The 2280-nt window shown below is 64.7% G+C and carries 2 protein-coding genes and 1 pseudogene; all 3 read right to left on the bottom strand.

What is annotated here, in order from left to right; genetic code table 11:
* Window positions 1-108 (bottom strand): annotated as a pseudogene (locus ENZ75_RS35390) (segregation/condensation protein A); the annotation flags it as partial.
* Between the two features lie 61 nt (window positions 109-169).
* Window positions 170-1189 (bottom strand): beta-N-acetylhexosaminidase, encoded by a 1020-nt coding sequence (gene nagZ / locus ENZ75_RS29230; protein WP_013531292.1) that lies wholly within the window; start codon window positions 1187-1189, stop codon window positions 170-172.
* Between the two features lie 132 nt (window positions 1190-1321).
* Window positions 1322-2280: SPOR domain-containing protein (locus ENZ75_RS29225; RefSeq protein ID WP_164888093.1), on the bottom strand; the 959-nt coding region annotated here is incomplete at its 5' end.

Here is a 2280-nt window from a genome sequence, read left to right as displayed (position 1 = left end):
AAGATGCAGCAGAAGATCGAGCGGACCTTCGAAGCCGGCCACGTCGACGACCAGCGACGGGTCGCCGGTGACGCGTGAATCGTCATTTTCGGCCCACAGACGGTCCATCGGTGCGGCCTTCGCGGCCTTGCTTTCCAATGTCTCCGCCACTGCCTGTCACTTTCCCTTGCTATGCCACCGCATCGAAGTAGGTGGCGAATTCGGCGCGTATTTCGGTTTCTTCGACCGTGTCACGGTCCTTTATATAGGTCAGCGCCCGCTTGGCGCGCTCCAGCGACGTGCCCTCAAGCCCCGTGGTGCGCGATGCGATGCCGGCCATCTCCTCGAAAACGCCGTTGCAGTGAAGGACCAGATCGCAGCCCGCCGCAAGGATCGAGGCCGCCTTTGTCGGGAAATCCCCAGAAAGTGCCTTCATCGATGTGTCGTCGCTCATCAGCAGTCCGTCGAAGCCGATTTCGCGCCGGATGATCTCGTCGATGACCTTGCCGGAGGTGGTCGCCGGATTGTTCGGGTCGATCGCGCTGTAGACGACATGCGCAGTCATCGCCATCGGCAGATGGCTAAGCTCCTTGAACGGGGCGAAATCATGCCGCTGCAGATCACTGAGCGAGGCATTGACCACTGGCAGTTCAAAATGCGTGTCGGCAAAGGCACGTCCATGGCCCGGAATATGCTTCATGACCGGCAGCACGCCGCCCGATATCAGCCCTTCCGCGGCTGCGCGGCCGAGCTCGATCACGGGTCGCGGGTCCTTGCCGTAGGCACGCGCGCCGATGACATCGCTGGCGCCTTCGATCGGCACGTCGAGCACCGGCAGGCAATCGGCTGTGATGCCGTAGCGTAACAGGTCGAAAGCATGCAGCCGCGCCATCAGCCAGGCCGCGCGGGCGCCGGCATCATGATCGTCGCGCCACAGCGCGCCCAGCGCGCCGCCGGCGGGATAATTCGGCGCCAGCGGCGGCCGCAAGCGCTGCACACGGCCGCCTTCCTGATCGATGAACACCAGCGCGTCCGGACGCCCTATGCAGTCTCGCATCTCGGCGACCAGATCGCGGATCTGTTCGGTCTCGCCGATGTTGCGCGCAAACAGGATGAAGGCCCACGGGCATTCATTGCGATAGAAATTGATTTCTTCGCGGGTGAGCGATTTCCCGGCGCAGCCGAGGATCATGGATTTTGATTCGGTCATGTCGGCAGTTTAGGGCTTTGTGCGATCAAAGGGAATCGCCAGGGATTCATCCACGGCAACGCCGGATCTGCTTTCCCCATGAAAAAAGCCGGCGCGGTGACCGCGCCGGCTTTCAATCGGTTGGCTCCGGCTTTAGCGCGAGACGAAGCAGTTGCCGCCGGCGGCCTTGTAGCTGGTGCACAAATTGATCGCGTCATTGCGTGACTGGGCCGGAACGCGCACGCGGTAGAACGTGCCTTTGCCGGCGATCTCGGCCTTGACGATGTTGGCGGTACGCCCGGCAAGCACGCTGCCATAGCGGCGCTGCAGATCCTGATAACTGGACTGGGCGCTTTCGACGGTCGGCTGCGAGGCGATCTGCATCGACCACGAGCCACCGCCTGCCGCGGTCGATGCCGGATCGATGGACGCAACCTGATCGGGCTTGACCTCGCCGACGACATCGACCTGCTGGTCGGACGGACGCTGCGGCGCTAGCGGAACCTTTGCCGGCGTGTTGGCCGATTGGGCCTTGGCCTCGGCCTTTGGCTTGGCCACCGGCTTGAGGGCCGGCTCGTCGTCCGCCTGGGCGGCGGCAGGCGCCACGGTACCGGTCTGGTCGGCATCGGCTTGCGCCGCCGGGGCGACATGCTGCGGCGCCGGATCGACCGGCTCGGTAGCGGCCACTTGCGGAGCGGCGGGTGCCGCCGGATCTTCACGCGGCACCAGCGAACCGTCCGACTTGACCACCATGGTCCTCACCTTGCGCGGTGCAATGGCGACGACATCGGCATTTGTGCCCTTGTCTGCATCCTGCAGCACCTGCGCGATGCGGTCCTCGGACTTGGGAGCTGGCGCCGTATTGTCGGCCAAAGCAGCGCCGGCCATCGGCGCGGCGTTGCCGACATCGGTTCCAGCGCCGGCTGCATTCTGGTCCGGCGAAAGATCGATGGCGCGGGCCGGGTCCTTCGCCTGCACGTCCACCGGCTCTTCGGTGTTGGTGACCAGCTTTTCCTGGACCGGCTCGGCGGGCTTGGCGCCCCTGACCGCGTCGTAGACCTTGTTGTCCTGGTTCGGCACCACGGCACCGCCCGGATTCTCCGGCTTGACCT

The sequence above is a fragment of the Mesorhizobium sp. M7A.F.Ca.CA.002.04.1.1 genome (assembly GCF_004022805.1).
GTDB lineage: Bacteria > Pseudomonadota > Alphaproteobacteria > Rhizobiales > Rhizobiaceae > Mesorhizobium > Mesorhizobium ciceri.
Note: the sequence above shows the minus strand (reverse complement) of the source record. Positions and strands in the feature narration are given on the sequence as shown.